The organism is Paraburkholderia sp. PAMB 6770 (genome assembly GCF_057748135.1).
Genome location: NZ_CM173238.1, coordinates 1277466 through 1300943 on the forward strand (window position 1 = coordinate 1277466; position 23478 = coordinate 1300943).

The 23478-nt window shown below is 67.9% G+C and carries 22 protein-coding genes; 10 read left to right on the forward strand and 12 right to left on the reverse strand.

Annotated elements, in window-relative coordinates; genetic code table 11:
- Window positions 1-22: 22 nt before the first annotated feature.
- Together AC3AP7_RS05895 and AC3AP7_RS05900 are read left to right on the forward strand one after the other, a co-directional pair.
- On the forward strand, window positions 23-925 hold the full coding sequence (locus tag AC3AP7_RS05895; RefSeq protein ID WP_475764596.1) for a LysR family transcriptional regulator: 903 nt from the start codon (window positions 23-25) through the stop codon (window positions 923-925).
- 286 nt (window positions 926-1211) lie between these two features.
- Entirely contained in the window at window positions 1212-1646 is a 435-nt protein-coding gene (locus AC3AP7_RS05900) for a universal stress protein (RefSeq protein ID WP_475764595.1), read from the forward strand.
- 229 nt (window positions 1647-1875) lie between these two features.
- Here the strand turns inward: AC3AP7_RS05900 and aceA are convergent, their stop codons facing one another.
- From aceA to AC3AP7_RS05915, 3 genes are all read right to left on the reverse strand, one after another.
- Window positions 1876-3180 (reverse strand): isocitrate lyase, encoded by a 1305-nt coding sequence (aceA, locus tag AC3AP7_RS05905; protein ID WP_475764594.1) that lies wholly within the window; start codon window positions 3178-3180, stop codon window positions 1876-1878.
- A gap of 369 nt (window positions 3181-3549) precedes the next feature.
- Window positions 3550-5106 carry a DEAD/DEAH box helicase gene (locus tag AC3AP7_RS05910; RefSeq protein WP_475764593.1) on the reverse strand — a complete coding sequence of 519 codons (1557 nt, stop codon included), beginning with the start codon at window positions 5104-5106 and terminating at the stop codon, window positions 3550-3552.
- A 379-nt stretch (window positions 5107-5485) separates the two neighbouring features.
- The gene (locus tag AC3AP7_RS05915; RefSeq protein ID WP_475764592.1) at window positions 5486-5755 is read right to left on the reverse strand and encodes an acyl-CoA-binding protein; all 270 of its coding nucleotides are present in this window, start codon (window positions 5753-5755) and stop codon (window positions 5486-5488) included.
- Window positions 5756-5953: 198 nt separating this feature from the next.
- Between AC3AP7_RS05915 and tsaB the strand changes: the two genes are divergently transcribed.
- Genes tsaB through AC3AP7_RS05935 form a run of 4 tightly spaced genes read left to right on the forward strand, consistent with a single transcriptional unit; the run spans window position 5954 to window position 9240 of the window.
- The gene (gene tsaB / locus AC3AP7_RS05920) at window positions 5954-6787 is read left to right on the forward strand and encodes a tRNA (adenosine(37)-N6)-threonylcarbamoyltransferase complex dimerization subunit type 1 TsaB (protein WP_475764591.1); all 834 of its coding nucleotides are present in this window, start codon (window positions 5954-5956) and stop codon (window positions 6785-6787) included.
- Entirely contained in the window at window positions 6784-7278 is a 495-nt protein-coding gene (gene rimI, locus AC3AP7_RS05925) for a ribosomal protein S18-alanine N-acetyltransferase (RefSeq protein WP_475764590.1), read from the forward strand. Before tsaB ends, rimI begins: the two co-directional genes overlap by 4 nt.
- Window positions 7265-8248, forward strand: coding sequence for a uracil-DNA glycosylase (locus AC3AP7_RS05930; protein ID WP_475764589.1), 984 nt, complete (start codon window positions 7265-7267; stop codon window positions 8246-8248). The genes rimI and AC3AP7_RS05930 overlap by 14 nt, the downstream gene beginning before the upstream one ends.
- Complete coding sequence (locus tag AC3AP7_RS05935; protein WP_475764588.1) at window positions 8245-9240, forward strand: DUF1853 family protein; 996 nt, start codon at window positions 8245-8247, stop codon at window positions 9238-9240. Before AC3AP7_RS05930 ends, AC3AP7_RS05935 begins: the two co-directional genes overlap by 4 nt.
- Here AC3AP7_RS05935 and thiD read toward each other — a convergent pair.
- Both thiD and lplT read right to left on the reverse strand, forming a co-directional pair.
- Window positions 9225-10031 carry a bifunctional hydroxymethylpyrimidine kinase/phosphomethylpyrimidine kinase gene (gene thiD, locus AC3AP7_RS05940; protein ID WP_475764587.1) on the reverse strand — a complete coding sequence of 269 codons (807 nt, stop codon included), beginning with the start codon at window positions 10029-10031 and terminating at the stop codon, window positions 9225-9227. The two genes, AC3AP7_RS05935 and thiD, sit on opposite strands and share 16 nt — an antisense overlap.
- 165 nt (window positions 10032-10196) lie before the next feature.
- Window positions 10197-11504: a lysophospholipid transporter LplT gene (gene lplT / locus AC3AP7_RS05945; RefSeq protein ID WP_475764586.1), complete on the reverse strand. Its 1308-nt coding sequence runs from the start codon at window positions 11502-11504 to the stop codon at window positions 10197-10199.
- A 218-nt stretch (window positions 11505-11722) separates the two neighbouring features.
- Between lplT and alr the strand changes: the two genes are divergently transcribed.
- The 3 genes from alr to AC3AP7_RS05960 all read left to right on the forward strand — a co-directional run bounded on the left by alr (window position 11723) and on the right by AC3AP7_RS05960 (window position 14634).
- Window positions 11723-12793, forward strand: a complete 1071-nt coding sequence (gene alr, locus AC3AP7_RS05950; RefSeq protein ID WP_475764585.1) for an alanine racemase — start codon at window positions 11723-11725, stop codon at window positions 12791-12793.
- 61 nt (window positions 12794-12854) lie between these two features.
- Window positions 12855-14231, forward strand: a complete 1377-nt coding sequence (gene radA / locus AC3AP7_RS05955) for a DNA repair protein RadA (RefSeq protein ID WP_475764584.1) — start codon at window positions 12855-12857, stop codon at window positions 14229-14231.
- A 139-nt stretch (window positions 14232-14370) separates the two neighbouring features.
- On the forward strand, window positions 14371-14634 hold the full coding sequence (locus tag AC3AP7_RS05960; RefSeq protein WP_475764583.1) for a DUF2866 domain-containing protein: 264 nt from the start codon (window positions 14371-14373) through the stop codon (window positions 14632-14634).
- Window positions 14635-14684: 50 nt separating this feature from the next.
- Here the strand turns inward: AC3AP7_RS05960 and AC3AP7_RS05965 are convergent, their stop codons facing one another.
- Together AC3AP7_RS05965 and AC3AP7_RS05970 are read right to left on the reverse strand one after the other, a co-directional pair.
- Window positions 14685-15731, reverse strand: coding sequence for a CaiB/BaiF CoA transferase family protein (locus AC3AP7_RS05965; RefSeq protein WP_475768060.1), 1047 nt, complete (start codon window positions 15729-15731; stop codon window positions 14685-14687).
- 62 nt (window positions 15732-15793) lie between these two features.
- Window positions 15794-17743 carry an ATP-binding cassette domain-containing protein gene (locus AC3AP7_RS05970; RefSeq protein WP_475764582.1) on the reverse strand — a complete coding sequence of 650 codons (1950 nt, stop codon included), beginning with the start codon at window positions 17741-17743 and terminating at the stop codon, window positions 15794-15796.
- A 123-nt stretch (window positions 17744-17866) separates the two neighbouring features.
- Between AC3AP7_RS05970 and AC3AP7_RS05975 the strand changes: the two genes are divergently transcribed.
- Entirely contained in the window at window positions 17867-18346 is a 480-nt protein-coding gene (locus AC3AP7_RS05975; protein WP_475764581.1) for a glutathione peroxidase, read from the forward strand.
- 7 nt (window positions 18347-18353) lie between these two features.
- On the opposite strand, the gene cls is transcribed toward AC3AP7_RS05975, so the two are convergent.
- From cls to dapD, 5 genes are all read right to left on the reverse strand, one after another.
- Window positions 18354-19793, reverse strand: a complete 1440-nt coding sequence (gene cls / locus AC3AP7_RS05980; protein WP_475764580.1) for a cardiolipin synthase — start codon at window positions 19791-19793, stop codon at window positions 18354-18356.
- Between the two features lie 199 nt (window positions 19794-19992).
- Complete coding sequence (gene prmB, locus AC3AP7_RS05985; RefSeq protein WP_475764579.1) at window positions 19993-20895, reverse strand: 50S ribosomal protein L3 N(5)-glutamine methyltransferase; 903 nt, start codon at window positions 20893-20895, stop codon at window positions 19993-19995.
- Window positions 20896-20911: 16 nt separating this feature from the next.
- Entirely contained in the window at window positions 20912-22051 is a 1140-nt protein-coding gene (gene dapE / locus AC3AP7_RS05990; RefSeq protein ID WP_475764578.1) for a succinyl-diaminopimelate desuccinylase, read from the reverse strand.
- A 205-nt stretch (window positions 22052-22256) separates the two neighbouring features.
- Complete coding sequence (locus AC3AP7_RS05995) at window positions 22257-22622, reverse strand: ArsC family reductase (protein WP_475764577.1); 366 nt, start codon at window positions 22620-22622, stop codon at window positions 22257-22259.
- Window positions 22622-23461, reverse strand: coding sequence for a 2,3,4,5-tetrahydropyridine-2,6-dicarboxylate N-succinyltransferase (dapD, locus tag AC3AP7_RS06000; protein WP_475764576.1), 840 nt, complete (start codon window positions 23459-23461; stop codon window positions 22622-22624). Before dapD ends, AC3AP7_RS05995 begins: the two co-directional genes overlap by 1 nt.
- Window positions 23462-23478: the final 17 nt, after the last annotated feature.

The following is a 23478-nucleotide window of genomic DNA, read 5'->3' on the forward strand; positions in this document are numbered from 1 at the left end:
GCGTACGGGACCCGGCGCATCGATGGACCGTTTCAAGCAGATCGAAACCTTTGCGGCCGTGGCCGCGAAAGGCAGCCTGTCGGCCGCCGCCCATGCCGAAGGCGTGGCGCCGGCGATCATCGGCCGGCGCATCGACGCGCTCGAGGAGCGCCTCGGCGTGAAGCTGCTGGTGCGCACCACGCGGCGCCTCACGCTGACGTTCGAGGGCTCGGCTTTTCTCGAGGATTGCCAGCGGATCCTGCACGACATGCAGAATGCCGAAGCGAGCGTGTCGGCGGGCGGCGTCAAGGCGAGCGGGCATCTGCGGGTGTCCGCGCCGGCCGGGTTCGGGCGGCGGCACGTCGCGCCGCTCGCGCCGGCATTCGCAGTCGCGCATCCCGACGTGACGATTTCGCTCGATCTGTCCGACCGGCTCGTCGATCTGGTCAACGAGGGTTTCGATTGCGCGGTGCGCCTCGGCGAGTTGCCGGACTCGTCGCTGGTGTCGCTGCGTCTGGGCGAGAACCGCCGCGTATGCGTGGCCGCGCCCGCGTATCTGACCCGGCGCGGTGCGCCGCAGAGCCTCGGCGAGCTGGCGCAGCACAACTGCCTTGCGCTCGGCGCGAGCGCGAACCAGCAGCGCGGCTGGATGTTCCAGCACGACGGCAAGGTGGTGTCGATCCGCGTGTCGGGCACGATGGAATGTTCGGACGGCGCGGTGCTGCACGAGTGGTGCCTCGCGGGCTACGGACTCGCGTGGCGCTCGTGGTGGGAAGTCGGCACCGATATCGCGGCGGGCCGTCTCGTCACCGTACTCGACGCGTTCGCGGCGCCGCCGATCGGCATTCACGCCGTGTTTCCGCAACGCCGCCATTTGCCGTTGCGCGTGCGCTTGTTTCTGGATTTCCTCAAGCACACCTTCAGCGATCCGGCCTACTGGACCTGATGCCGCGCGGCGCGCATTGTCGCGCGGGTTTCCGATATGCGGATTGACCCGCAAGCGCCCACTGCGGGCGCGGCGGCGCACTACAATCGAGAGCATCGGCTGGCGGGCGGCCCACGGGCAGGGCACGGGCGGCGTGCACAAGGTGTGCCGGGCGCGTGGCGTCTATCCGGCCCGCTGCGTATGCCGGGTATGCCGGGTATGCCGGGTGTGCCGGGTATGCCGGGTATGCCGGGTGTGCCGGGTCCGCGCGGTCCGCGGCCGGCGCAAGGCGACGACGGAGGGCAGCATGTTCAAGCACATCCTGGTGCCGACCGACGGCTCCGACCTGTCGCGCAAGGCCATCGAGGGCGCCATCGATCTCGCGCGCACAGTCGGCGCACGGGTGACCGCCTATGCCTGCCTGCCGCAGTATCCCTACTCGCCATTCTCCGATGTCGTGATCGAGCCGCCCGTCGATTTTCTCGAACGCAGCGAACGCGAGGCGCGCGCGCATCTGGTCGAAGTGGAGCAGGCCGGGCGTGCGGCGGGCGTGCCGGTCGCGAGTTGCACGAGCGTGCATCCCGCGCCGTATCTGGGCATCATCGAGGCCGCCGAGAAGGGCAGCTGCGACGTGATCTTCATGGCCTCGCACGGGCGTCGCGGGCTGGGCAGCCTGCTGATCGGCAGTGAGACGCAGCGCGTGCTCACGCATACGAAAATTCCGGTGATCGTGTATCGCTAAGCGCGGGGCGGCGGCATCGTGCTGCATGCCGCCGCCTGCGTAACGACGCGGGTCTCTCAGATTCTGTCTGTTCTGGCCCAGGGCCGCTGCTCGCCGGTGCGCCGCGCCGTATTGTTCGTATCGCGCGGCGCGCCGGCGCCTCTCCCTGATGGGTGTCCGGTGCCTGCCGGTGGCGGCCGCCGCCCCGCATCACGGGGACGGCGGCGCATGATGCGCAGTGCAGGTGCGCTTACGCGACCTTCTTGTCGAAGAACTGCTCGTCCTCGGTCGAGCCGTGCAGCGCGGTCGTCGACGCATCGCGCTCGACCGTCTGCGTGACCGCGTCGAAGTAGCCGGTGCCGACTTCGCGCTGGTGCTTGACCGCGGTGAAGCCCTTCTCGGCGGCGGCGAACTCGGCCTGCTGCAGCTCGACGAACGCGCTCATCTGCGAGCGGGCGTAGCCGTGCGCGAGGTTGAACATCGAGTAGTTCAGCGCGTGGAAGCCGGCAAGCGTGATGAACTGGAACTTGTAGCCCATCGCGCCGAGTTCCCGCTGAAACTTCGCGATCGTTGCGTCATCGAGGTTCTTCTTCCAGTTGAACGACGGCGAGCAGTTGTACGCGAGCAGCTTGTCCGGGAAGTGCTGGCGGATCGCCTCGGCGAACTGCTTCGCGAACGCGAGGTCCGGCTTGCCGGTTTCGCACCAGATCATGTCCGCGTACGGCGCGTAGGCGAGGCCGCGCGAGATCGCCTGCTCGATGCCCGGCTTCGTGCGGTAGAAGCCTTCGACGGTGCGCTCGCCGGTGAGGAACGGCTTGTCGTTCTCGTCGATATCGGACGTGATCAGGTCAGCCGCTTCCGCATCGGTGCGCGCGAGCAGCACGGTAGGCACGCCGCAGACGTCGGCCGCGAGCCGCGCGGCGGAGAGTTTCGCGACGTTCTCGCGGGTCGGCACGAGCACCTTGCCGCCCATGTGGCCGCACTTCTTCACCGACGCGAGCTGGTCTTCGAAGTGCACGCCTGCCGCGCCGGCCTCGATCATCGCCTTCATCAGTTCGAATGCGTTCAGCACGCCGCCGAAGCCCGCTTCCGCGTCCGCGACGATCGGTGCGAAGAAGTCGACGTAGCCCTCGTCACCCGGGTTCTTGCCCTCGGACCACTGGATCTGGTCGGCGCGCGTGAGCGTGTTGTTGATGCGCTTCACGACGAGCGGCACCGAGTTGGCCGGATACAGCGACTGGTCCGGGTACATTTCGCCGGCCACGTTCGCGTCGCCCGCGACCTGCCAGCCCGACAGGTAGATGGCCTTCAGGCCGGCCTTCACCTGCTGCATCGCCTGGTTGCCGGTCAGCGCGCCGAGCGAGTTGACGAACGGCTCGCTGTGAACGCTGTTCCACAGCTTTTCCGCGCCGCGGCGCGCGAGCGTGTGCTCCGGCTGCAGCGAGCCGCGCAGACGCACGACGTCCTCGGCGGTGTAGTTGCGGCGGATGCCTTTCCAGCGCGGATCGGTGGCCCATTGCTGCTGAAGTGCTTCGGCTTGCTGTTGGCGTGACATCGTGTGCTCCTTGGATTGGCCTTGAGTCGTCAGTAGGGGGAACCGCTGCTTCACGATGCGGCACCACGGGGTGCTGTTGCGTGAAGTCTTATAGAAGAGTCTAGGCAAATCGGTGCAAGCGCAACAGAGCGCGAAGGCATTTGGCTGGATATTTTTTATCTTTATAAATCAGTAATTTGTTGCTTTTATTTCATATTGAGAAATGCCGTTTCTAGTGCTGCAATGGCCGGTGTTGTGCTGCGCAGCACGTTTTTTTACGACGCAAAAGATTTTTCCATATCGTGAAATTTGCGCGAAGGCGAAAAAAAACCGGCGCCGAAGCGCCGGTTCGTGATCACGCGGGCGGCCCGACGGCCGCGTCTCGCGTGTTTAGCTGCCGCGGCGTGCCGTGCGCGGACCGTCGCTGCGGCGCGCGCCGTAACCGTCGCGCGAGCCATAGCCTTCGCGCGAACCGCCGCCGCTCTTGTTGCCGCTCCAGCCGCCGCCGCCACCGCCGCTGCGCGCGCCGGCATGGCCGCCGGGCTTGCCGCTGCCCTGGCCGAAGCGTCGCCCGCCGCCGCCGTTACCGCCCGGCCGGCCGCGTCCGCCGAAGCCGCGGCCATTGGCCGGCGGCGCCTTGCGCGGCTCGAAACCTTCGACCACGTTCACCGGTAGCGGCGAGCGCACGAAACGCTCGATGCGCTTGAGCGCACCCTGCTCGGCGTGGTGCACGAGGCTCACCGCGACGCCCGTGCGGCCCGCGCGGCCGGTCCGGCCGATGCGGTGCACGTAGTCTTCGGCGAACTTCGGCAGGTCGTAATTGAACACGTGCGTGATGCCCGGGATGTCGATGCCGCGCGCGGCGACGTCGGTGGCGACCAGCACGCGGACGCGGCGCTCGCGCAGCGCGCGGATCGTGCGGTTGCGCGCGCCTTGCGGCAGATCGCCGTGCAGCGCGGCCGATTCGAATCCGGCGTCGGCCAGACGTCCGGCCAGGTGGTCGGCGTCCATCTTCGTCGCGGTGAACACGATGGCCTGGTCGAGGCCCGCATCGCGCAGCAGATGGTCGAGCAGGCGGTCCTTGTGATCGCGGTCGTCGACGTAGTGAACCGTCTGCGCGATGTTGGTGCGCTGCTCCATGCGCTGGACGATCTCGATGCGCTCCGGGTTTTTCAGCAGACGGCCGGTCAGCGAGCCGATCTTGCCGTCGAGCGTGGCCGAGAACAGCATGGTCTGGCGCGTGGCCGGGGTCGCGGCGACGATCGTGTCGATGTCGTCGATGAAGCCCATGTCGAGCATCCGGTCGGCCTCGTCGAGCACGAGAATCTGCAGCTCGGACAGGTCGATGCGGCCGCGTTCGAGGTGGTCGATCAGCCGGCCCGGGGTCGCCACGAGGATTTCCGGGTTCTTCGCGAGCAGCATCAGCTGCTGGCCGTACGCGACGCCGCCAAGGATGCTGACCGTGCGCAGACGGCGCAGATGCTTGCCGTAGGTCGCGGCGGCGGTCGTGACCTGCATCGCGAGTTCGCGGGTCGGCGTGAGCACCAGCATGGTCGGACGGGCGACCGGCTGCGGGCGGCGCGCGCCGCGTTCGCCGCGCGGCGCCTGCGGATCGCGCGGTGCGCTTGCCTGGGCTTTTTGCAGCTGCGAGAAGCGCTCGATCGCGGGCAGCATGAAGGCGGCGGTCTTGCCGGAGCCGGTCGGGCTCGACACCAGCAGGTCGCGGCCGGCGATGCCGGCGGGGATCGCGCGTTGCTGCACGGGAGTCGGCGTCTGGTAGCCGGCAGCCGTCAGCGCGGAGACGACGTCCGCGGACAGGCCGAGCGACGCGAACGTCGGAGTGTCCGTCCCGGCGGCCTCGGCCGGCGTGGCGGCGGGGGCGTCGAGGCCGAGCGCGCGCTCGGCAATAGTGTTCAACGGACTGCTGGAAAGGGTGCTCGAAGTCATGAAAATCCTTGGGAAACGATCCCGGGAATGGCGGGGAATCAATGCGTCGGCGCCAATCGGCATACCCAAGTCGTCGGATTCAGCGAGCAAATCGAAAAACGGGGGCCGCTCGCGACAAAAGGAGGCGAGCTGTTCGTTAGAAGCTGTATCGGATGCGGCCTGCCAAGAAGGCGCGCCGCCAGCCTGGTACTGGACGCCCGCAAGGGGCTAGGCAGGAGGGGACAGGTTCTAAACTGGATTGGAGCAAAACGCTACGTTGCGCCACGCCGCCAGTCTGCCCGCCGAAGCGGACGTCATGCAGCAGGACGCGGACGCTATTGTAAAGGATTTTGCTGCACCGCGCCACAGGCACGATGCAGCCGGCGATCCGGACGCGCGCTTACGCTGCCGCGCCGTTCTTCAGCGACTCGACGAGTTCGACATAGTGCTGCTTGGCCGCGTCCTGCGCGGTGCCTTTCAGCGCGGACCACGCATCGTACTTGTACTTGCCGACGATGTCGGCGAAGCCCGGCTTGTCGCCGTGCACGTCGCCGAGGGTCGCCTGCTTGTACAGCGCGTACAGACGCAGCAGCGTCAGGTTGCCCGGGCGCTCGGGCAGTTGCTGCACGTCTTCGTGTGCCTGGGCGAATTGCGCGTCGACGTCGCTCATGGGTGTTCTCCGTGGGAATGGATTCAGGGGGTTCGATCTTAGCAAGCGTGTCACCCGGCGGGCCGCGGCCGGGCTGGAGCCTTTATTCCAAACGCGCCTGTTCCAGACGCGCCGCGCGCTGCGGCGGATCGCCTGCGGTCGTGCCCGCCGCGCGGCCGGCAGGCGGGCGCGCCGCGTTACCGCATTACAATAGCGGTCATGACCCGAACCGTGCTGTTAGCTCTCGATACCTCGACCGAATTCTGCTCGGTCGCCCTGCTGTGCGCCGATGCAAGCGCGGCCAGTCCCGCTGCCGAACCCCGCGTCTGGGTACGCCACGAAGCGACCGGCGCCGTCTCCAGCACACGTCTGCTGCCGGCTGTGCGCGAACTGCTCGACGAGTCCGGCCTCGCACTGGCCGACTGCGACGCTATCGCGTTTGGCGCCGGCCCGGGCTCGTTCACCGGTCTGCGCACGGCGACCGGCGTGGCTCAGGGGCTTGCGTTCGGTCTCGACCTGCCGGTGGTGCCGGTCAGCACGCTGCTCGCGTGCGCGGAGCGCGCGCGCCGGCGCCATCCGGCCACGCGGCGCGTGCTGACCGCGCTCGATGCGCGGATGGACGAAGTCTACTGGGCCGATTACGCGTGGGACGATGCGGCGGGGCAGTGGCACACGGTGCAGCCGGCGTCGCTCGATGCGCCGCAGCGGCTCGTCGCACCGGATGTGCCGTTCACGCTCGCCGGCAATGCGGCGGCCGTGTTCGGCGCGCGGCTCGTCGCGGGCGCGCTCGCGCAGACGATCGATGCCGATGCGCTGCCGCACGCGTTGCCGGTTGCGTTCGTGGCACTGCGGGCGCTGCGGGCCGGACAGACGGTCGCGGCGAGCGCGGCCGCGCCCGAGTACGTGCGCGACAAGGTCGCGCAGACCACCGCCGAGCGGCTGGCCGCGAAAGCCGGGGGCGCTGCGCAATCCGGGGGATCCGCGGGCGCCGATGCGGCCGGGGATGCCGCTGGCCGCGCCCGTCCCGGTGCGCCGGCGGAGCGCGCGCGATGAGCGGGGTCCTGCTGGCGGACCGCTACCTCGCGCCGATGACCGAAAGCGACCTCGACGAGGTTGCGCTGATCGAACGGTCCGCCTATGAGTTTCCCTGGACGCGCGGCAATTTCGCGGATTCGCTGCGCAACGGCTATTTCGGCATGTGCCTGCGGCACGTGACCGGCACGCTGATCGGCTACTGCGTGCTGATGCCCGTCGTGGACGAAATGCATCTGCTGAATCTGTGCGTCGCGCCTTCTGCCCAGGGGGCGGGCGCCGGGCTCACGCTGCTGCGCGAGGCGGTGCGCATCACGCGTCACGAGAAGCTGTGCGGCCTGCTGCTCGAAGTGCGGCCGTCGAACCAGCGGGCGATCCGGCTCTACGAGCGCTTCGGTTTCGCGTCGATCGGGCGGCGCAAGAACTATTACCCGGCGCGCTACCGCGGCCGCGAGGACGCGATCGTGATGCGTCTCACGTTGACGAAGGAGGGGACGCATGGCGCTGCGTGATGTCGTGCTGGATGAACTCGGGCTCGCCCCGACGTGGGTGCGCCGCGGCGCCGCGCAGACTGTGCCGCGGCCGCAGGAGCGGGCGCTCGCCGACGCGCACGCGCCGGCGCGGCACGCGGCGGATGGCGCGGACGACCCGCCGGTTGCGCCGCCGGTGTCGCGGGTGCCGCCACGGGTGCAGGAGCAGGCGCCAGTGCCGGTGCCAGTGCCGGTGCCGGTGCCGTCTGCGGCGGCCGCGCTCCCGGCGGCGGGCGATGCGCCGCGCTCCGTACTGCGAGCCTCTGCTGCGGCTTCGCCGGCTGAGGACGCGTTCGCGGCGCTGGAAGACGCCGCAGCCTCATGGTCCGACGACGCGTTGCCTGCCGGCGAGCCCGCGCTGCCAGGTGTGCATACGCTCGACTGGGATGCGCTCAGCGCGCGCGTGGCGAGCTGCACGCGCTGCCGCCTGTGCGAGAAGCGCACCAACACGGTGTTCGGCGTCGGCGACCGCCACGCGGACTGGATGCTGATCGGCGAAGCGCCCGGCGAAAACGAAGACCGCCTCGGCGAACCGTTCGTCGGCCAGGCCGGCAAGCTGCTCGACAACATGCTGCACGCGCTCGCGCTGGCACGCGGCGAAAACGTCTACATCGCGAACGTGATCAAGTGCCGGCCGCCGGGCAACCGCAACCCGGAGCCGGATGAAGTGGCGCGTTGCGAGCCGTATCTGCAGCGCCAGGTCGCGCTCGTGAAGCCGAAGCTGATTGTCGCGCTCGGCCGCTTCGCCGCGCAGAGCGTGCTGAAAACGGATGCGAGCATCTCGTCGCTGCGCGGCCGGGTCCACGCGTACGAGGGCGTGCCCGTCATCGTCACGTATCACCCGGCCTATCTGCTGCGCAGCCTGAACGACAAGTCCAAGGCGTGGGCCGACCTGTGCCTCGCGCGCGACACGTGGCGGAAAGCAGGGGGCGGCGCGGCCGCCGGCGGATGAGCGGCGACGCACCGGTTGCGTCGGATCGGGCGTGGCCGGCGGCGCCGCTCGATGCGCTGCGCGACCCCGCCGTGCGCGATCTGGCATGGCTGCTGTTCAGTGCCGATCTGTTGCGCGCGCAACTTCCTCGCGGCGCGCTCGCCGACTGCTTCGCGACGCCCGGGGAAGCGCGCGCGACCCGCGTCTGGCTGCAGGCGCTCGACGCCGATCCCGCCGCGCTGCTGCGCGCGCTTGCCGCGGCGCGCATCACGCGTCTCGGGCGCTATGCCGAATGTCTGCTCGGCTGGTTTCTGCAGCATGGTCCGGCGGCCCGGCTCGTTGCGGCGAACGTGCCGTTGCGGCGCGCGGGCGTGACGCTCGGCGAGTGCGATTTTCTGCTGCGCACGCGCGATGGCCGACGGCTGCACTGGGAACTGGCCGTGAAGTGCTATCTGCACATCGGCGACGGACGCGCGCAGCTTGCCGATTACGTGGGCCCCGATCTGCGCGACCGCTTCGATCTGAAGCTCGCGCATCTGCTGACTCATCAGCTGCCGCTCAGCGCGCGCGAGGAGTTTGCCTCGCTCGGCCTTGAAGGTCCGTGGGAGCCGCAGATGTTCGTGAAGGGCTGGCTGTTCTACCGGGATGGCGAAACGCCGCCCGAGCCGGCGCAACTCGCGCCCGCGCACGGGCGCGGCTGGTGGACGACGCGCAGCGCATGGCGGGACGTCGCCGCGCGCATGGCACAGCCCGGTATGCGCTGGCGGGTGTTGCCGCGCCTCGAGTGGCTGGCGCCGCGCCACGATGCGCCGGCGTCAGCGCAGCACGCGTCCTGGTTCGACGCGCACGGGCTGGACGCGCATCTCGGGCCCGCTCCGGGGCCGGTGATGGTGGCGGCGGCGCTTCGCGACGAAGCGGGCGGCCACGTTGAATCGTCGCGCGGTTTCATCGTGCCGGACGACTGGCCGCAGCGTGCGCAGGGCTGCGCACACGCTGCTTACCACCAGCGGTGAAAGTGATGCACGGGGCCGACGCCACGGCCCACGTCGAGCCGGTCGCTCGCCTGCAATGCGGCGCTCAGGTAGGCTTTCGCGTCGGCCACCGCTTCGGCGAGGCCGGGGCGTTGCGGCAACAGCGCCGCGATCGCCGATGACAGCGTGCAGCCCGTGCCATGCGTATTCTTCACCGGCACGCGCGGGGCGCCGAGGCGCAGGGTGCCGCTTGCTTCGATGAGCCAGTCGGGGCTGTCGGCCGCGCTCAGGTGGCCGCCTTTCATCAGCACCGCGCGCGCGCCGATCGCGCGCAGCGCTTCGCCCTGGTCGACCATGCCGGCTTCGTCCGTGGCGGGCTCGCGGCCGAGCAGCGCGGCGGCCTCGGGCAGGTTCGGCGTGAGCAGGTCGGCGAGCGGCATCAGTTCGTCGCGCACTGCCGCGACGGCGTCGGGCGCGAGCAGCGCGTGATTGCTCTTCGAGATCATCACCGTGTCGAGTACCACGTGGCGCGGCCGGTAACGCCGCAGCGCGTCCGCCACCGCGCGCGCCACGCCGGCGTTCGCGAGCATGCCGATCTTCACCGCGTCGATGCGGATGTCGTCGAACACCGCGTCGAGTTGCGCGCGCACAAACGCCGGGTCCGGCGTATGGATCGCGGTGACGCCGCGCGTATTCTGCGCGGTGAGCGCGGTGATGACGCTCGCGCCGTAAGCGCCGAGCGCGGAGAACGCTTTCAGGTCGGCCTGGATGCCGGCGCCGCCGCCGGAGTCGGAGCCGGCAATGGTCAGGACGTTGGGAATCGGGTGAGTCATCGGACGTGTCTCGCAGAGGAGGGGGCGCGTGTGCCGCGAGCGCGCATGAAGCGCGGCGTGCGGCGCCGCGCGCTCAGTGGCGTGGCTCAAGTGGCGTGGTTCAGTGACGTAGCTAAGTGACGTAGCTAAGTGGCGTGGCTCAATGACGCAACTCAACGACGCAGCTCAATGACGCATTTCGCCGATCAGCGCAACGGAGTCGAATGCGCGCTGGTTGGCCTGATGACGCCGGATCACGAACCACATCATCACGCAGACGAAGGTGCCGAACAGCACGATTACAGCCGACACCGGCACGTCGAGCCAGACGAGCACCGCGTACAGGCACAGCATCACCAGGACCGACAGGTTCTCGTTGAAGTTCTGCACGGCGATCGAGTGACCCGCGGAGAGCAGCACGTGGCCCCGATGCTGCAGCAGCGCATTCATCGGGACGACGAAGAAGCCGGACAGCGCGCCGACGACCATCAGGAACAGGTACGCGAGAATCAGGTAGCCGTGAATGTGCACGCGGCCGAAATAGACGCCCCAGTCGGGCGGGAACAGGTTGCGCGTGTAGAAGGCCATCAGCATCACCGCGAGGCCCATCGCGACGCCGACCGGCAGCACCGTCAGCGATTTCTTCAGCGGCACGCGCGAGGCCGCGATGATCGCGCCGGCGGCCACGCCGACCGCGACGACCGCCTGCAGGATCGCGCCCTCGGACAACGACATGCCGAGCGATACCTCCGCCCACTTCAGCACGATGAACTGCAGCGTCGCACCGGCGCCCCAGAACAGCGTGGTGACCGCGAGCGAGATCTGGCCGAGCTTGTCATGCCACAGGACGACGAAGCATTCCGCGAAGTCCGTGACGAGGCGCAGCGGCCCGCGCTCCTGTTTCGGGTAGCGCGCGCCGGTATCGGGAATGCGCAGGTTGAACAGCGCCGCGACGATGTAGATCACCATGATCACGACCATCGCGGCTTCGGCGGGCGTGTGGATGGTGGGCAGATGATGGCGGAGAATGTGCGAGGCGATCTGCGGACTGATCAGCGCACCGCCGAGCACGGTGCCGAGGATGATCGAGCCGACCGTGGTGCCTTCGATCCAGCCGTTCGCGGCGACCAGCCGGTCGGGCGGCAGCAGTTCGGTGAGGATGCCGTATTTCGCCGGCGAGTAGGCGGCCGCGCCAAAGCCGACGATGCCGTACGCAAGCAACGGATGCGCGCCGACCAGCATCGTGATGCAGCCCGCGACCTTGATGGTGTTGGTGATGAACATCACCTGTCCTTTCGGACGGGAGTCGGCAAACGCGCCGACGAACGCGGCAAGGACGACATACGACAGCACGAAGAACAGCTTGAGCAGCGGCGTCATCCAGTTGGGGGCGTGGAGATCTTTCAGCAGTGCAATCGCAGCGATCAGAAGTGCATTGTCGGCCAGCGACGAAAAAAACTGCGCGGCCATGATCGTGTAAAAACCTTTTCTCATCTGATGCGATGCCGTCCTCGCTGCGATCCGTCCGCCCCGGACGGGAGCATGGCGTCCGTGCTTATTCCGTTCGAAATGGGTTGTGCGCACGGCTTTATATCACGAAAATAGCCTCACCCGGACTAGCACAATCCTTGATCGGGCCGCCCGGCGGGCGCCCCACGCCTGAAAACATGCTGTAAGGTCCTGATTCGCAAGCGTCTTTACGAAAATTTCCCATGCCTCGCCCCCTCCTTGCCACGATTCACACTACGGCTCTCGCCAATAACCTCGCCGTTGCGCGCCGCTATGCGCCGCACTCGAAAATCTGGGCGGTCGTGAAGGCCAATGCCTACGGGCATGGGCTTGCACGCGTCTTTCCGGGCCTGCGCGCAACCGACGGCTTCGGATTGCTGGACCTCGAAGAGGCGGTAAAGTTGCGTGAACTCGGCTGGGCAGGGCCGATCCTGCTGCTCGAAGGCTTTTTCCGGCCGACCGACATCGACGTGATCGACCGCTACAGCCTCACCACCGCGCTGCATTCGGACGAGCAGTTGCGGATGCTCGAAATGGCGCGCCTGTCGAAGCCGGTCAACATCCAGCTGAAAATGAACAGCGGGATGAACCGGCTCGGCTACACGCCCGAGCGATTTCGTGCCGCATGGGAGCGCGCACGCGCGTGCGCGCGCGTGGGTCAGATAACGTTGATGACCCATTTCTCGGACGCCGACACCGAGCGCGGCGTCGCGTATCAGATGGAGGCGTTCGAGCGCGGCGCGCAGGGCATCGCGGGCGCGCGCAGCCTCGCCAATTCGGCCGCGACACTGTGGCATCCGGGCACGCACTTCGACTGGGTGCGTCCCGGCATCATCCTGTACGGCGCCTCCCCGTCGGGCGTGCATGGCGCGATCGCGGACACCGGGCTGCAGCCGGCCATGACGCTCGCCTCCGAACTGATCGCGGTGCAGTCGGTGGCCGAAGGGCAGACGGTCGGCTACGGTTCGACCTACCGTGCGCGTGCGCCGATGCGCATCGGCGTGATCGCGTGCGGGTATGCGGACGGCTACCCGCGCTCGGCGCCGGAGGGCACGCCGGTGCTCGTGGAAGGGGTCCGCACCGGCGTGATCGGCCGGGTCTCGATGGACATGCTGACCGTCGATCTGAGCGGGGTGCCGAACGCGGGCGTGGGCTCGCGCGTCGAGCTGTGGGGCGCGGCGCTGCCGATCGACGACGTGGCGCGCGCGTGCGGCACGATCGGCTACGAGCTGATGTGCGCGGTCGCGCAGCGCGTGCCGGTGCGCGCCGAATAAGTGCGTGCGGCGTTTCCGCCGATGCGAAACAACCGTCAATCCGAAATACGGGCAAGGGTGCGTGGCTAAACAGAAAACGGTGTACACCTGCAACGAATGCGGGGCTCAGGTGCCCAAGTGGCAAGGACAATGTCCCGCGTGCCATGCGTGGAACACGCTGGTCGAGACGATGGCCGAAGCGCCCTCCGCCCATCGCTTCCAGGCGCTCGCAAAAGGCGCGCCCGTCCAGCGCCTCGCCGATATCGAAGCAGCCGATGTGCCGCGCTTCTCCACCGGGGTCGGCGAATTCGACCGGGTGCTCGGCGGCGGCCTCGTGCCGGGCGGCGTGGTGCTGATCGGCGGCGATCCGGGGATCGGCAAGTCCACGCTCCTGCTGCAGTCGCTTGCGCAGATCGCGCTCGAACGGCGCGCGCTGTATGTAAGCGGCGAGGAGTCGGCCGCGCAGATCGCGCTGCGCGCGCAGCGTCTCGCGCTGCTCGAAACGGATTCGAAGGCGAGCGAGCTGAAACTGCTCGCCGAGATCCAGCTCGAAAAGATTCTGGCCACCATCGACACGGAACGTCCCGACGTGGCGGTGATCGATTCGATCCAGACCGTCTATTCGGACGCGCTCACGTCGGCGCCAGGCTCGGTCGCGCAGGTGCGCGAATGCGCCGCGCAACTGACGCGCGTGGCCAAGCAGTCCGGCACCGCGATCATCATGGTCGGCCACGTGACGAAGGAGGGCAATCTCGCGGGGCCGCGCGTGCTCGAACACATCGTCGATACGGTGCTGTATTTCGAGGGCGATACGCATTCGTCGTTCCGCCTCGTGCGCGCATTCAAGAACCGCTTCGGCGCGGTCAACGAACTCGGCGTGTTCGCGATGACCGAGCGCGGCCTGCGCGGCGTCGCGAATCCGTCGGCGCTGTTTTTGTCGCAGCACGAACAGAGCGTGCCGGGCTCGTGCGTGCTCGTCACGCAGGAGGGCACGCGCCCGCTGCTGGTCGAGGTGCAGGCGCTCGTCGACGCGGCGAACGTGCCGAATCCGCGCCGTCTCGCGGTTGGCCTCGAACAGAACCGGCTCGCGATGCTGCTGGCCGTGCTGCACCGGCACGCGGGGATCGCCTGCTTCGATCAGGACGTGTTTCTGAACGCGGTGGGCGGCGTCAGGATCACCGAGCCGGCGGCTGACCTGGCGGTGCTGCTCGCGATTCATTCGTCAATGCGTAACAAGGCGTTGCCAAAGGGGCTGATCGTATTCGGCGAGGTTGGCCTGCTCGGCGAAATCCGGCCGTCTCCGCGGGGTCAGGAGCGGCTTCGCGAAGCGGCCAAGCTCGGCTTCTCGGCGGCGCTGATTCCGAGGGCAAACGCGCCGAAGCAGCCGATCGAAGGCTTACAGGTCATTGCAGTGGATCGTCTCGAACAGGCAATCGACCGCATCCGGACCCTCGATTAGCGCGGCTCGCGCGGGGCGGGGCGTCGCGATTCGCGTAATGCGCGGTAAATTTGCGCGGCGCGACTGTAACCTGCACGACAGGTGATTTCCCTAAGCTGGGGGCGTTGTTACCCCCGCCGACGCGGAAAAGGATCCCGCCTTGAAACAGTCTCATGAAGCTGCTGCCGACGGCGCGCTCAACGTGCGCGGCTGTCGCGTGTCCCCGCCGATCCAGCGGCCGTGGGGCGGCGCATGCCGGATCATCGAGTGGATCGACGCCGGGGGCCAGATTTCGCGCCGTGTGGTGGCCGCCAACGTCACGGCCGCCGAAGTGCGGGCAACCATCAACCGCCACGTCGAAGGCCGCAAGCACGTGCTCCACGATGACGAGCGCGCACCGCGCCAGACGTTGCCGCGGCGCTAAGGCGGCCTGTGCCGCGGGGCGCGCGCGGCTCAATTGCTCAGGTCTGCTGATCAGATTGCTTCGAGATCGTCGGGCGGCGTGTCGCTTGCCTGCGCGTGCGGATTGAACAGCGGATGCTGTGCCGCTTCAGCCGGCGTCAATACTGGCGACACGCAGCAGTCGAGCGGTTCGAGCAGGCTCACCCACGCGTCGAGCGGCTGGCTGGCGATCAGGTCGGCAAACTCCTGGGTGAGCGCGCGCGCATCCGGGCCGCCGATGGCCTGTCCGACGCTCCAGTGCCGGAATGCCCATTCCGGGCGATCGAGCGCGTGACACAGCGTTTCCCAGAATTTGAGCTCCAGCGCGCCGACGGCCAGCCAGCGGCCGTCCTGCGTGCGGTACAGGTTGTAGCAGGGCGCACCGCCGTTCAGGAGTCCGCCGCCGGGCGGCGGTGCGGCGCCCTCGTTGGTGAGCGCGATCTGGGCGACGAAGTTGTTCTCATACGTGCAATGGGTCATCGATACGTCGACAAACCGGCCATTGCCGCCGCGCGCCACGTGCCACAACGCCGCGAGAATCTGCGCGACCGCGCTCGCGGCGCCGCCCAGCAGGTCGGCGATCTGGAAGTTCGGCACAACCGGCGCGCCGTCCCGGCCGCCCAACTGTTCGAGCACGCCTGCGTAGCTCAGGTAATTCAGGTCGTGTCCCGCCAGACGGGTGAAGGGGCCGTCCGACCCATAACCGGTGATCGCGCAGTAGACCAGCTTCGGGTTATGCACCCGCAGGATTTCGTAGCCGAGCCCAAGCCGCTCCATGACGCCGGGCCGAAAGCTCTCGATCAGCACGTCGGCTTCGCTCGCGAGCGCGCGCAGCACCGTGCGTCCCGCTTCGGACTTCAGGTCGAGCCGCGTTTCGCGTTTGCCGCGGTTGACCATCCGGTAGAACGCGCCGGGCCGTCCGGCCACGCGATCCGCGGAGGACTGCATCATCGTGCGGGTCGGGTCGCCGGCGCCGGGCGCTTCGATCTTCAGCACGTCCGCGCCCATTTCCGCCAGGCGCAGTGCGGCGACCGGACCCGGCAGCAGGCGTGTCAGATCGAGCACGCGCAGGCCCTGCAATGCTGCGGGAGTCGTCAATGCCCACCTCTCGTCGTTGCCGGCGCGGACCGCACGCGAAGCCGCTAGCCGATTTGTTCGAGCTCCTCGAGCGTATCGAGCCATTCGGCTTCGAGTGCTGCGAGTCGTGCGCTCACCTCTGCCTGACGGCGGATCGCCTCCGTCAGTCTGGTTTTCTGCTGCGCGTCGTAACTGGCGGGATCGGCGACGAAGGTGTCGAGCGTGGCCTTCTCCGCATTCAGCGTGTCCATTTCCCGTTCGATCTTGGCGATACGCGTTTGCAGCGGCTTTTTCAGCTGCGCGAGCCGCTGGCGCGTCCCGGCGTCCTGACGGCGCTGCTCCTTGCGGTTGGCTGCGCTGTCCGCGCTGCCTGGCGCCGCGTCGTTTGCGGCTGCGCCCGTCTCGCGCGCCTTCAGTGCGGCCCGCTGCTCGGCGGCGTGCTGCAGCAGCCAGTCGCGGTAGTCGTCCAGATCGCCGTCGAACGGTTGCAGCCGGTGCTTCGCGACGAGCATGAATTGATCGGTCGTTGCGCGCAACAGATGCCGGTCGTGCGACACGAGGATCAGCGTGCCGTCGAACTGCGCGAGCGCCATGGTCAGTGCATGACGCGTTTCGAGGTCGAGGTGATTGGTCGGCTCGTCGAGCAGCAGCAGGTTGGGCTTCTGCCAGATGATCAGTGCGAGCGCGAGGCGCGCTTTCTCGCCGCCGGAAAACGGGCCGATCGCGCTCGTCGCCATGTCGCCGGAGAAGTTGAAGCCGCCGAGGAAATCGCGCAACTCCTGCTCGCGCGTGTCGGGGGCGAGCCGTGCGAGGTGTTGCAGCGCCGAGTCCTCGGGGCGCAGCGTTTCGAGCTGATGCTGCGCGAAGTAGCCGATCGCGAGTCCCTTGCCGCTGCGCATGCTGCCGCTGAGCGCGTCGAGCGTGCCGGCGAGCGTCTTGATCAGCGTGGATTTGCCCTGGCCGTTTGCGCCAAGCAGGCCGATGCGCTGGCCGTTCTGGATCGACAGGCTGACCGCGTCGACCACCGGAATTTCCCCTTGCTCGCCGCGGTAGCCGCAGCGCACGTTTTCCATCACCAGCATCGGGTTCGGCGCGGAATCGGGCGTGCGGAACTCGAACGTGAACGGCGAGGCCACGTGCGCGGGGGCGATCAGCTCCATCTTTTCCAGCGCTTTCATGCGGCTTTGCGCCTGGCGGGCCTTGGTGGCCTTCGCCTTGAAGCGGTCGATATAGCTTTGCAGGTGGGCGACCGTGCGCTGCTGCTTCTCGTACGCGCTCTGTTGAAGCGCGAGTTGCTGCGCGCGCAGCACTTCGAATTGCGAGTAGTTGCCGCCGTAGCGTTTGACCTGTTGCTGCTCCAGGTGCAGCGTGACGTCGCAGACCGCGTCGAGAAACTCGCGGTCGTGCGAAATCACGATCAGCGTACCGGCATAGCGGTGCAGCCAGTCTTCCAGCCAGACGATCGCGTCGAGGTCGAGGTGATTGGTCGGTTCGTCGAGCAGCAGCAGGTCGGAGCGGCACATCAGCGCCTGTGCGAGATTCAGGCGCATGCGCCAGCCGCCGGAGAAGCGCGTGACCGGCAGGCGGGTTTGTTCGAGCGTGAAGCCGAGGCCGAGCAGCAGCGCCTGGGCCCGCGCCGGCGCAGTGTAGCCATCGGCGTCGGCAAATGCCGCGTGCGCCTCCGCTTCGGCCGCGCCGTCGTGTGCGGCCGAGGCCGCCGCGATACGCGCCTCGATTGCGCGCAATGCCGCATCGCCGTCGAGCGCGTAATCGAGCGCGGACTGGTCGACCGCAGGCGTTTCCTGCGCCACGTGCGCGATCTGCCATGACGGCGGCCACGCGACGTCGCCGCCGTCCGCATGCAACTCGCCGCGCAGCACGGCGAACAGGGTGGACTTGCCCGCGCCGTTCGCGCCGACCAGACCGGCTTTTTCGCCGGGGTTCAGCGTGAAGCTGGTGTTGTCGAACAGCGGCTTGGTGCCGCGCGCGAGACTGAACTGACTGAAACGGATCACGGGAGGACGGGCGAGAGCAAAACCGTATTTTAGACTGCCGCGGCGCGCAGCCGGCATTGGCCAGTTGGCCGACTGTCGCGAAGAGGCTTTTCGCTTAGACTGTCGTCTTTCGGGAGGGCGCACATGACGTCGATCTATTCGTTTTCGGCCCGCACGCTGGGTGGCGAAGAAGCCAGCCTCGAGCCATATCGCGGCAAGGTGCTGCTGATCGTGAATACCGCAAGCGAATGCGGGTTCACGCCGCAATACGCGGGCCTGCAGGCGCTCTACGACACGTATGCGGCGCGCGGCTTCGTCGTGCTGGGCTTTCCGTGCAACCAGTTCGGCCGTCAGGAGCCGGGCGACGCGGCGCAGATCGGCAGCTTCTGCGAGAAGAACTACGGCGTGACGTTTCCGATGTTCGACAAGATCGACGTCAACGGGGCGAACGCGCACCCGCTGTACCGCTTCCTGACCGGCGAGGCGCCCGGCCTGCTCGGGCTCGAGGCGATCAAGTGGAACTTCACGAAGTTTCTCGTGGACCGTGCCGGCAATGTCGTCAAGCGCTATGCGCCGGTCACGAAGCCCGAGACGATCGAAGCGGACATTGCCGGGTTGTTGTGACGCTGTGTTAAAGAATCGGGGCGAACAGGCGCGCCATGTGCATGGCGACGCGCCTGACGGCGGGGGCGTCGCGATACTCGTTGCGGTCGATTTCATAGGCAAGCGCGAAGTCGGCTTCGAGCATCGCTTCCACTTCGGCGGCGAAGCCGCGGTCCACCGTGAGCACCATGATCTCGAAGTTCAGGCGGAACGAGCGGTTGTCCAGATTGGCGCTGCCGATCGCCGCCGCCGCCTGGTCGATCAGCACCACCTTCTGGTGCAGGAAGCCCGGCCGGTAGCGAAAAATCCGGATGCCTGCGCGCACGCAATCGTATGCGTACAGCTTCGACGCCTCGAACACCACGTAATGGTCGCGCCGGCTCGGAATCAGGATGCGCACGTCCACGCCGCGCAGCACGGCAAGGCGCAGCGCGGCGAACACCGCTTCGTCCGGCACGAGATAGGGCGTGGTAATCCAGATGCGCTCGCGCGCCGCGTTGATCGCCTCGACAAAGAACAGCGAGCAGGTCTCCTGGCGATCGGCGGGGCCGCTCGGCATCACGAGGCAGTGCATGCCTGAGTGGGCAGGGTCCGGCTCGGGCGTGTCGAGCGGCGGTAATTGCTGGGTTGCCCAGTACCAGTCTTCCGTGAAGACGAACTGGATGCTCGCGACGACCGGCCCGCGCACCTCGATGTGCGTGTCGCGCCACGGCGACAGGGGCGGCCGTGCACCCAGGTACTCGACGCCGACGTTATGTCCGCCGACGAACGCGCGCTCGCCGTCCACCGAGACGATCTTGCGGTGATTGCGGAAATTGAGCTGAAAGCGGTTGACGAAGCGGCGGTTCGTCGCAAACGGATGTATCTCGACGCCGCCCGCGCGCAACTGGGCAATGTAGCTGTGGCGCAGGTCGAAGCTGCCGATGCTGTCGTACAGAAAATAGATGCGCACGCCCTCGGCCGCTTTGGCGAGCAGCGCATCGCGCAGCAACTGGCCGAGCGCGTCGTCGCGCACGATGAAGAACTGCACGATCACGTAGCGGCGCGCCTCGGCGATCGCATCGAGGATCGCCGCGAACGTGGCTTCGCCGTTGACCAGCGTGCGCACCGTGTTGCCCGGCAGGAACGGCATGCCGCCGAGTCCGGTCAGCGCGCGCACGAGCCGTTGGCCGAGCTCGTCGGTGGGTTGGCCCGCCGACGATGCATGCGTGTCCCAGACCGGCGGATGCGCGCGCGAGCGCAGGGACTCGTTTTCGAGCCGCCGCGCATCGGCGTAGCCGGCGAATTTGCTGCGGCCGAGAAACAGGTACGGCACGAGCGTCAGATACGGCATGGCGACGAGCGAGACCGCCCATGCGATCGCGCCTTGCGACGTGCGCGTATTCAGAATGGCATGGCAGGCTGCGATCAGGCCGAGCAGATGGGCGAGGGCAACGAGCGGGGCAAGCTGGAGCAGGTCGAGTCGCATGGGCGCGTCTGGGGTGGTCCGGGCGCTTTCGGCCGCGTGGGGCGCGCGGCGGTAAGACGGTCGCGCTCATCTTACCGAACCCGCGCGGGTTCGGGGTGGTCGTACCGGCCGGGTTGCCGGAGCGGCCAGCCGGTGAAGGCCGACCTGGCCAATCAGGGCCAACCCGGGCCAACCCGGGCCAACCCGGCCAACCCGCGTTTCAGGCCGTCGCGTCCGGTACGCCCGGCAGGTCCGCGGCCTGGATCAGGAACACGTTGTCGTCGCCGGCGCTGGTCGACAGCCACACCAGGTCGAGTCCGCCGAATGCCGCCTCGACATGCTCGCGTTCGTTGCCGATCTCGACCACGAGGATGCCTTCGTCGGTGAGCCAGTTGCGCGCCCCGCCGACGATGCGCCGCACGACGTCCATGCCATCGGCGCCGCCGGCGAGCGCCATCGCCGGCTCATGACGGTATTCGGCGGGCAGCCCGGCCATCGACGCGGCGTTCACGTACGGCGGATTGGTGACGATCACGTCATAGGTGCGCTGCGGCAGCGGCGCATACAGGTCGCCCTCGAACAGCGCAATGCGCTCCTGCAGCCCGTACTCGTCGACGTTGCGCGCAGCGACTTCGAGCGCGGGCGCCGACAGGTCGACCGCATCGATGTCCGCGTTCGGGAACGCGTGCGCCGCGAGAATCGCGAGGCAGCCGGAGCCGGTGCACAGTTCGAGCACGGCGCCGACCTGCTCGGGGTCGTCGACGTACGGCTGCAGCCCGTCCTGCAGCAACTCGCCGATGAACGAGCGCGGCACGATCACGCGTTCGTCCACGTGAAAGCGAAACCCGTGCATCCACGCTTCCTGCGTGAGGTAGGCGGCCGGTATGCGCTCGCCGGCGCGCCGCTCGATCACCGCGAGCACCGCGGAGATTTCTTCGTCGGTCAGGCGCGCGTCGAGAAACGGTTCGAGCAGGTCGAGCGGCAGATGCAGCGTATGCAGCACGAGGTAGGCGGCTTCGTCGTACGCGTTCGCGCAGCCGTGGCCGAATGCGAGCTTCGCCTGGTTAAAGCGCGTGACCGCGTGGCGCAGCACGTCGCGTACGGTCGAAAACGGAAGAGGCATCGGATTCTGTCCTTGCTCAGGCGACCAGCGTTTCGAGCACGCGGCGGTATACGTTCTTCAGCGGCTCGATATCGTGCAGGTCGATGTGTTCGTCGATCTTGTGAATGCTTGCGTTGATGGGGCCGAATTCGACCACCTGCGGGCAGATGCGCGCGATGAACCGCCCGTCCGAGGTGCCGCCGGTGGTCGAGAGTTCGGCGCTGACGCCGGTTTCGTCGTGAATCGCCTGCGTGAGCGCATCGGACAGCGCGCCGCGCGGCGTGAGAAACGGCAGGCCGCTGACGGTCCACTGCAGGTCGTAGTCGAGCCCGTGGCGCGCGAGGATCGCGTGGACGCGCGCCTGCAGTCCTTCAACCGTGCTCGCGGTCGAGAAGCGGAAGTTGAACGTCAGATCCGCGTGGCCCGGAATCACGTTCGATGCGCCGGTGCCGCTGTGCAGGTTCGATACCTGCCAGGTGGTCGGCGGAAAGTATTCGTTGCCGTCGTCCCAGCGTTCGGCGACGAGTTCGGCGAGCGCCGGCGCGAGCAGGTGCACCGGATTTTTCGCGAGATGCGGATAGGCGATGTGGCCCTGCAGCCCCTTCACGATCAGCTTGCCGGACATCGAGCCGCGCCGGCCGTTTTTCACCGTGTCGCCGAGGCGCGCGCTCGACGTGGGCTCGCCGACGATGCAGTAGTCGAGCCGTTCGCCGCGCGCCTGCAGCGCTTCGACGACCTTGACGGTGCCGTCGGTGGCCGGACCCTCTTCGTCGCTCGTGATCAGGAACGCGATCGAGCCGCGATGCGCCGGGTGCGCGGCGACAAACTCCTCGGTTGCGACGACGAAGCCGGCAATCGACGTCTTCATGTCGGCCGCGCCGCGGCCGTACAGTTTGCCGTCGCGGTGCACGGGCTCGAACGGCGGCGATTGCCATTGTTCGAGCGGGCCGGTGGGCACCACGTCGGTATGGCCCGCGAACACGAGCAGTTTGCCGCGCGTGCCGTCGGCGCCGCGCCGCACGGCCCACAGGTTGGTGACGCCGTGCGATTCGAGCGTTTCGCAGGCGAAGCCGAGCGGCGCGAGGCGCTCGCTCAGCAGGTGCTGGCAGTGCTGGTCGTCGGGCGTGACCGACGCGCGCGCGATCAGTTGTTCGGTAAGGGCAAGCGTGCCGGACATGGGTTCGGGTCGAGCTACGTGAGAATCAGACAACGCCGGCCGCGCCCCAGGGGCGCGGCCGGCAACGGCATGCGGGGCGCGCGGGCGGCGCGCTCGGGCAGGCATTCAGACAAACGTTCAGCCAGGCGCCCAGGCTCAGGCAAAAACGCTCAGGCAAAAACGCTCAGGCAAAAGCGCTCAGGCAAAAGCGCTCAGGCAAAAGCGCTCAGGCAAACAGCGTATCGTATTGCGGCGCGGAGAAGCCGAGCGTTTTCACGCGCCCGTCGACCACCACCACCGGCCGCTTGATGACCGACGGCTTGTCGATCATCAGTGCGATGGCGCCGGCTTCGCTGTCGGCCGCGGCCTTCTGCTCGTCCGCGAGGCCGCGCCAGGTGGTGCCGCGCCGGTTGACGAGCGACTCGACAGGCACGTCCTGCAGCCAGCCTTTCAGCAGCGCCGCGCTCACGCCCGCCTTGCGGAAGTCGTGAAATTCGAACGCGACGCCGTGCGCTTCGAGCCACACGCGGGCCTTCTTCACGGTGTCGCAGTTCGGAATGCCATAGACGACCGTCTTGCCGGCGCCCGCCATCAGTCGCCTCGCAGCAGTTCGTTCAGGCCGACCTTCGCGCGCGTCCTGGCGTCGACCTTCTTCACGATCACCGCGCAGTACAGGCTGTGCGAGCCGTCCTTCGAGGGCAGGTTGCCCGCCACCACGACGGAGCCGGCCGGAATGCGGCCATATGTGACTTCGCCGGTTTCGCGGTCGTAGATCTTCGTGCTCTGGCCGAGGTAGACGCCCATCGAGATCACCGAGTTCTCCTCGACGATCACGCCTTCGACCACTTCCGAGCGCGCGCCGATGAAGCAGTTGTCCTCGATGATGACCGGATTGGCCTGCAGCGGTTCGAGCACGCCGCCTATGCCGACGCCGCCCGACAGGTGCACGTTCTTGCCGATCTGCGCGCACGAGCCGACGGTTGCCCACGTGTCGACCATCGTGCCTTCGTCCACGTACGCGCCGATGTTCGTGTACGACGGCATCAGCACGACATTCTTCGCGATGAACGCGCCGCGCCGCGCGATGGCGGGCGGCACCACCCGGAAGCCGCCGGCCGCGAAGTCCCCGGCGCTGTAGTGCGCGAACTTCGACGGCACCTTGTCGTAGAACTGCGTGTAGTTGACGCCCGCGCCGCCGGCCGGCATCGGCACGTTGTCCTCGAGACGGAACGACAGCAGCACGGCCTTTTTGAGCCACTGGTTGACGACCCAGTCGCCGTCCTTCTTCTCGGCGACGCGCAGCGCCCCCGTGTCGAGTAGCCCGATCGCCTGCGCGACCGCTTCGCGCACGTCGGCGGGCGCGGCCTTCGGCGACAGTTCCGCGCGGTTTTCCCACGCGTTGTCGATGATCTGCTGGAGTTGTTGCGACATATCCGTGATGTGAAGAG

Coding starts and splice junctions, on each gene's coding strand:
- rimI (WP_475764590.1), top strand. CDS start 6,784: ATGAGCGGGGTCCTGCTGGCGGACCGCTACCTCGCGCCGATGACCGAA.
- AC3AP7_RS05900 (WP_475764595.1), top strand. CDS start 1,212: ATGTTCAAGCACATCCTGGTGCCGACCGACGGCTCCGACCTGTCGCGC.
- AC3AP7_RS05915 (WP_475764592.1), bottom strand. CDS start 5,755: ATGAGCGACGTCGACGCGCAATTCGCCCAGGCACACGAAGACGTGCAG.
- dapE (WP_475764578.1), bottom strand. CDS start 22,051: ATGTCCGGCACGCTTGCCCTTACCGAACAACTGATCGCGCGCGCGTCG.
- cls (WP_475764580.1), bottom strand. CDS start 19,793: ATGCGACTCGACCTGCTCCAGCTTGCCCCGCTCGTTGCCCTCGCCCAT.
- AC3AP7_RS05930 (WP_475764589.1), top strand. CDS start 7,265: ATGGCGCTGCGTGATGTCGTGCTGGATGAACTCGGGCTCGCCCCGACG.
- thiD (WP_475764587.1), bottom strand. CDS start 10,031: ATGACTCACCCGATTCCCAACGTCCTGACCATTGCCGGCTCCGACTCC.
- AC3AP7_RS05935 (WP_475764588.1), top strand. CDS start 8,245: ATGAGCGGCGACGCACCGGTTGCGTCGGATCGGGCGTGGCCGGCGGCG.
- tsaB (WP_475764591.1), top strand. CDS start 5,954: ATGACCCGAACCGTGCTGTTAGCTCTCGATACCTCGACCGAATTCTGC.
- AC3AP7_RS05995 (WP_475764577.1), bottom strand. CDS start 22,622: ATGGCGGGCGCCGGCAAGACGGTCGTCTATGGCATTCCGAACTGCGAC.
- alr (WP_475764585.1), top strand. CDS start 11,723: ATGCCTCGCCCCCTCCTTGCCACGATTCACACTACGGCTCTCGCCAAT.
- lplT (WP_475764586.1), bottom strand. CDS start 11,504: ATGAGAAAAGGTTTTTACACGATCATGGCCGCGCAGTTTTTTTCGTCG.
- dapD (WP_475764576.1), bottom strand. CDS start 23,461: ATGTCGCAACAACTCCAGCAGATCATCGACAACGCGTGGGAAAACCGC.
- AC3AP7_RS05975 (WP_475764581.1), top strand. CDS start 17,867: ATGACGTCGATCTATTCGTTTTCGGCCCGCACGCTGGGTGGCGAAGAA.
- prmB (WP_475764579.1), bottom strand. CDS start 20,895: ATGCCTCTTCCGTTTTCGACCGTACGCGACGTGCTGCGCCACGCGGTC.
- AC3AP7_RS05895 (WP_475764596.1), top strand. CDS start 23: ATGGACCGTTTCAAGCAGATCGAAACCTTTGCGGCCGTGGCCGCGAAA.
- AC3AP7_RS05910 (WP_475764593.1), bottom strand. CDS start 5,106: ATGACTTCGAGCACCCTTTCCAGCAGTCCGTTGAACACTATTGCCGAG.
- aceA (WP_475764594.1), bottom strand. CDS start 3,180: ATGTCACGCCAACAGCAAGCCGAAGCACTTCAGCAGCAATGGGCCACC.